This is a genomic window from Streptomyces sp. NPDC057428, assembly GCF_042803195.1.
Taxonomy (GTDB): Bacteria; Actinomycetota; Actinomycetes; order Streptomycetales; family Streptomycetaceae; genus Streptomyces.
In genome coordinates this window covers 1-5,553 of the sequence record NZ_JBHVCT010000174.1, presented here as the reverse complement: position 1 = coordinate 5,553, position 5,553 = coordinate 1, and the positions used below count along the sequence as shown (strand labels likewise).

Here is a 5,553-nt window from a genome sequence, read left to right as displayed (position 1 = left end):
CCCGATCGACAGGTGACTGTGATGACCGGCAGCGAGAAGAGGGCCCTGCTGGCGGGCGGCTGCTTCTGGGGTATGCAGGAGCTGATCCGGGCGCTGCCCGGCGTGGTGAGCACCCGGGTGGGATACAGCGGCGGCGACATGCCCGAGCCGACCTACCGAGACCACGGCAACCACACCGAGGCGATCGAAATCGTCTACGATCCCGCGCTCACCGACTACCGGTCCGTCCTGGAGCACTTCTTCCAGATCCACGATCCGACCACGAGGTGCCGACAGGGCAACGACGTGGGTCTCAGCTACCGGTCCGCCATCTTCTACCTGGGGGATGAGCAGCGGCGGGTCGCGCTCGACACCATCACCGATGTCGAGGCGTCCGGGCTCTGGCCGGGACCGGTGTTGACCGAGGTGGTCCTGGCGGGCGCGTTCTGGGAGGCCGAACCTGACCACCAGGACTATCTCCAGCGCTACCCGGACGGCTACACCTGCCATTTCCCGCGCGTCGGCTGGCGGCTGCCGCACCGCGCGGATGCCTGATCGCCGGGGTCCCGCCTCACGCAGGAGGGACGTTGTGGTTGACCCGGAACACGTTGGCAGGGTCGTATCGCCGCTTCACCGCCGCCAGCCGCTCGTAGCGCCGGTCGCCGAAGAGCCGGCGGACGTCCGCCTCGGTCCGGGCGGCCTGCGGTGAGATGAAGTTCATGATGTTCCGGTCGTCCGCCCAGGGCGCCAAGGCCTCGGTGTACGCGGTCAGGTGCCGCCGCACCGGGCCCGCCTCGGCCCACCGTGCGACGCCGAAGGCGAACGTCACGAAGGGCAGGCCCCTGGAGGGCACCGAGTTGGGGACGGCCGGTTCCCGGTCCAGGGCGCCTCCCAGAGCACGGACTTCGACGCTGACGAGCGGGCAGGCGGAGTCCGGTCCGGTGAGCGCCACGAAAGCCTCCAGGGTGTCGGCGGAGAACTCGCGCAGCCCCAAGGCCGTCTCCGAAACGGGCGCGGGTTGCACGGGATCCACGTGGATCTCCCCCACCTCCTCGAAGGGCCGTTCCCGCACGGTGTCCAGAAGGACGGGCGCCGTCGCGCGCAGGGGCGCGATCAACCGCTCCCCGTCGGCGGCCGGTCCGAGGTGAGCCACGCGTAGGTGCAGGACGAACGCCCCCCGCAGCACGGCGGGCAGGTGCGGAAGATCCGGCAGACGCTGGACGGCGACGGACGTGGTCGTATCCTCATCGACACCGGCCAGCCACGTTCGCCACACGGCGAGCACCCTCGCCATGTCCTCGCCGCGGAACCACAGCCCTCCGCCGTGGAAGCGGGTCGCGGGGAAGACGTCGAACTCCATGCCGGTGACCACGCCGAAGTTGCCCTTGCAGCCCAGCAGCGCCCAGAACAGGTCCGGATCGCTGTCCGGTGCAACCCGGCGCGTTCGGCCGTCGGCGGTCACGACGTCAAGCCGGCGTACGTGGTCGGCCGCGTACCCGTGCCTGCGGCTCAGCACCGGACCTATGCCACCGCCCAAGGTGTACCCGATCACACCCACGCCCGGAGCCGAACCCGCCAGGGGCGCCCATCCGTACTTCGCCGTCTCGGCGACGACCTGACGCCAGCGTGTCCCGGCGCCGACACTCACTGTCCGGCAACCGGGGTCGACACGCACGTCGTCCATGCGGTTCATGGTGAGCAGGAGCCAGTCGCCGGCGTCCGGCAGGACCAGCTGGTGCCCCGCGTTGCGCACCGCCACGGGGAGGGCGTGGTCCCGCGCGAACCGCAGGGCGGTCACCACGTCCCCGGAGCGGGTGGCCCCTACGACGACCGTCGGCCGCGCCGCCCGCAGCAGGTTGTGGCCGGCGCACTCCTGCTCGTACCCGGTGTCGCCGTACACCAGTACCGGGCCCGCGACTGCCTCGCGCAACGCGGACAGGTCGTAGGACCGGGAAGCTTGCCCGGTCGCTGATCGCCTCATGTCGTTCCTGTTCCGGGGCACCACGTGGGTGCGGGCGGACGGTCCGGCGTCGGATGAGTGCCGGTGCGGCGATGGCCGGCCGTCCGGGTGGCCGAGAGGCACCTGCCCGCCCTGTACACGCGGGAGCCGGGTGCCGGAGTTCATCCGCCCGCGCGGATGCCGGCGGACAACGGACGGGGCCGGTCGCCGCCCTTGTGACACGCTTCACGTGAACCCTGCTCTTCGGTGCGGCCGTTCACGTAGTAAGTGCGGAAAGGTATCGGCCGACGGGATCCGGATACCGGTGCGGCGCGGGCGGGTCGGGATGCCGCCGATCGTCCGCAGGGAAACAGCGGGACATCGATCGTCGCCGGTCCGCACCGAAAGAACCCGGAAGAAGCTGATGCACGATGAAAGACCGCGCGACCGTGTGGCTCCCGTACCAGAGGGAGCAGATTCCCGGCCTGCCGGACGGACCGGCCTACCGCTACTGGGACGGTGACGGCCCCCTGCCCGGTGACCCGGACGAGGTCACGTTCCTTGTCGGCCCGCCGGTGCCGGGCGCGGAGCGCATCCTGAGCCGGGTGCTGCCGCGGATGCGCGGGCTGCGGGTACTGCAGCTCCTCAGTTCCGGTTACGACCACATGATGCCGCTGCTGGGCACGATGCCTGCCGGAACACGGCTGGCGACGGCGCGTGGAGTGCATCGCGAGGCCACCGCCGAACTGGCCGTCACCCTTTTGCTGACCCTGTCCCGTGGGATCGACGGGTTCGTGGCCCGGCAGGCTGAAGCGCTTTGGCGGCCCGAAGCCCGGACCACCCTGTACGGCAAGCGCGTCCTGGTGGTCGGCTACGGAGCCGTGGGCGCGGCCGTCGCCGCCCGGCTCGGCGCGTTCGGTTGCGAGACCGTCCTGGTGGCCCGGACCGGGCGTACCACCCTCGCGGGACGCGTGCACACGGCGGAGGAGCTGGCCGGGCTGCTGCCCACGGCGGACGCGGTGGTGCTGTGTGCTCCGCTCACCGAGCGGACTCGTGGCATGTTCGACGCTGACGCACTGGCACGGCTGAAAGACGGAGCACTGCTGGTGAATGTGGCCCGCGGTGAACTGCTGGACACCGCTGCCGTCGTCCGCGAGGTGCGCGACGGACGGCTGCGGGCCGCGCTCGATGTCACGGATCCGGAACCCCTGCCCGACGACCATCCCCTCTGGCGGCTCCCCGGTGCGCTGGTGACTCCGCATGTGGGTGCCTTCACCGACGCCTTCCCGAGGATGACCACTGACTTCCTGCGGCGTCAGTTGCACCGTTACGCGCGTGGCGAAGAACTGGACAACGTCGTCCTGACGACGACCGGATACCAGGCCGGTGAGCAAGCTGCCTGAGAACACGACGACCACCGCGCGCGGCGACTACCCGAGGGTGGTCGGGCCCGACACGGCTCTGCCGTGCGTGCTCGACTTCTTCGAACTCGAGGGATACTCCGACCCGTCGGCGGCCTGGGGGGCCTTCACACGTACGTGGAACTGGGCCGCACCGCTCGCCGCGGCCGTTCCTGCTGAAGGCCTTGGTGCCCGGCCCGTCGCCCGGCCCGTTCCCGAGGGCTTCGTGCTGACCGGACAGTGGCACGTACCTCCTGGAGCCGACCTCGGATGCTGGCTGGTCCTGCCCCTCACCGACACCCGGCGGGACGCGACGGTCGAGGTGGCGAACGCGCCGGACCTTTTCGTGACCGCGTCGAGGGTGCTGCCGCGAGCGCTGCGCGGTCGCCATGCCGTGGCGGACACGGACGTGGCCGGCCCCGTGTTCCGCTTGGACGACATGCAGGTGCCGAGCGGTTTCGCCACGTACTCGGCGGGCACACCGCTGCGTGAGGACGACGCGGCCTTCCTCTGGACGGCGGTCACGGGGCTGGCGTTCGGAGCGGCGCGGCGCCTGACCGACGCCCTGGCCCGCCTCGCCCCGAACACCGCGGGCCCCGCCGGCACGCATGCGCAGAGCAGTCCGCCCGCCGCGGTGGGGGCCGCCGACGCGGCGGCCGAGCTGGCGGCCGTGCTGCGGGACGAGCGGCTGCACCTGGCGGCGAGGGTGCACGGCGCCCCGCTCGCGGGGCATGCCGACGCGCTCTGCGGCGCCGAGGCCCTGGCCGCCCAGATCCGGCGGGCCTCACACACGGTCCACCACGTGGTCGCGGCGGCGTACGAGCGGGCCCTGCCCTGCACGGCGGACAAGGGCAGAGAGCCCCTGATTCGCCTGGTCGAGGAGTGCTCACCGATACTTCAGTCCATGCGCTTCGCGGTGGAGCTTCTGCCGCCCGGCGGCCAGAGCTTCACAAGGGAAGGCTGAACGCGGTGACCACCGTCGCGTATCAGGGCGAACTCGGATCCAATTCGGCGACCGTCGCCCAGGCCCTGTTCCCGGAAGGACGTGAGTTTCCCTGCACGGGCTTCGAACAGGCCCTGGACGCCGTCACGCTGGGCGACGCCGACGTCGCGGTGGTCGCGGTGGACAACTCTGCGGCCGGACGCGTCGCGGACGTGCACCATCTCCTGCCGGAGTCGGGGCTGTTCATCGTCGCCGAGTACTTCCTCGCAATCCGCTTCGACCTGATGGGTGTTCCCGGCACGTCCTTCGACCAGGTGAAGTGTGTACGCAGTCACGTGCACGCCCTGGGGCAGTGCCGCAAGGTGCTGCGGGAGGGCGGCTGGCGGACCCTGGTCAGTGACGACACGGCCGGGGCAGCGCGTGAGGTGGCGGAGTTGGGCGATCCCCGGCACGCGGCGCTCGCCCCGCCCGCCGCAGCGCGGCTGTACGGGCTGGAGGTGCTTCGGTCCGCGATCGAGGACGACCCGGACGACACCACACGTTTCGTCGTCCTCTCCAGGGACCCGCGGTTCGCGCCGAACACGGGTGAGCCGACGATGACCAGTCTGTTCTTCTGCGTGCGGAACATCCCCAGCGCGCTCTACAAGGCCCTCGGCAGTTTCGCCGGCAGCGCCGTGAACCTCACCAAGGTCGAGAGTTACCAGATGGGCGCCGGGCTGAACCCCAGCCGATTCTATGTGGAGGTCGAGGGACACCCCGACCAACCCAGGGTCGCGCTCGCCCTGCAGGAGCTGCGCTTCTTCTCGTCCGAGGTACGCATCCTCGGCACCTACCCGGCACATCCGCACCGGTGGGGGCGTGCCGGCTGAGGCGCCCCGGGCTGTCGCGAACCACGAGACTCGGTGATGTCGAACCGACGGGGAGCGGTCCCGTCCCGGCCGGGGGCGCCAGGGGACAGGACCGCGTCGGACCGGGCTTCCGGAGCATGGATCCGGTCCTGTGCGGCCCGGAAGAGACAGTTTCTCGGGCCGCTGGACCTACCGGCCGCGACCGCTGTGATGACCAGGTCTGCCGGCTGGTCGGGTTCCCGCTGCCGTCGCCGGGCGGCGGGAACCCTCACTGATACAACGTGGCGGATCACCGCGGGGTTCACATGTGTTTGCGTGTGTCTCGTGCGCGCACCGGGGACGCACGAAGAAAGTCGGCTGCCGCCGGTCCGTAGCCGGACAGCGTGGCGGTTCCGACCCAGGCCCAGACAGACAGTCGAGCGCATCGCGTGTGGGCGGGTGCAT

Annotated in this window: 5 protein-coding genes; 4 read left to right on the top strand and 1 reads right to left on the bottom strand. The window is 71.0% G+C overall.

Annotation, left to right across the window (positions count from 1 at the left end; genetic code table 11):
- Positions 1 to 21: 21 nt before the first annotated feature.
- The gene (gene msrA / locus ACFU5K_RS31135; protein WP_384067889.1) at positions 22 to 534 is read left to right on the top strand and encodes a peptide-methionine (S)-S-oxide reductase MsrA; all 513 of its coding nucleotides are present in this window, start codon (positions 22 to 24) and stop codon (positions 532 to 534) included.
- Between the two features lie 16 nt (positions 535 to 550).
- Here msrA and ACFU5K_RS31130 read toward each other — a convergent pair whose 3' ends face one another.
- Positions 551 to 1,960, bottom strand: coding sequence for an FAD-binding oxidoreductase (locus ACFU5K_RS31130; protein ID WP_384067886.1), 1,410 nt, complete (start codon positions 1,958 to 1,960; stop codon positions 551 to 553).
- A 389-nt stretch (positions 1,961 to 2,349) separates the two neighbouring features.
- Between ACFU5K_RS31130 and ACFU5K_RS31125 the strand changes: the two genes are divergently transcribed.
- Genes ACFU5K_RS31125 through ACFU5K_RS31115 form a run of 3 tightly spaced genes read left to right on the top strand, consistent with a single transcriptional unit; the run spans position 2,350 to position 5,130 of the window.
- The gene (locus ACFU5K_RS31125) at positions 2,350 to 3,321 is read left to right on the top strand and encodes an NAD(P)-dependent oxidoreductase (RefSeq protein ID WP_384067884.1); all 972 of its coding nucleotides are present in this window, start codon (positions 2,350 to 2,352) and stop codon (positions 3,319 to 3,321) included.
- Complete coding sequence (locus ACFU5K_RS31120) at positions 3,305 to 4,282, top strand: hypothetical protein (RefSeq protein WP_384067880.1); 978 nt, start codon at positions 3,305 to 3,307, stop codon at positions 4,280 to 4,282. Before ACFU5K_RS31125 ends, ACFU5K_RS31120 begins: the two co-directional genes overlap by 17 nt.
- Positions 4,283 to 4,287: 5 nt before the next feature.
- Complete coding sequence (locus ACFU5K_RS31115; protein WP_384067877.1) at positions 4,288 to 5,130, top strand: prephenate dehydratase; 843 nt, start codon at positions 4,288 to 4,290, stop codon at positions 5,128 to 5,130.
- Positions 5,131 to 5,553: the final 423 nt, after the last annotated feature.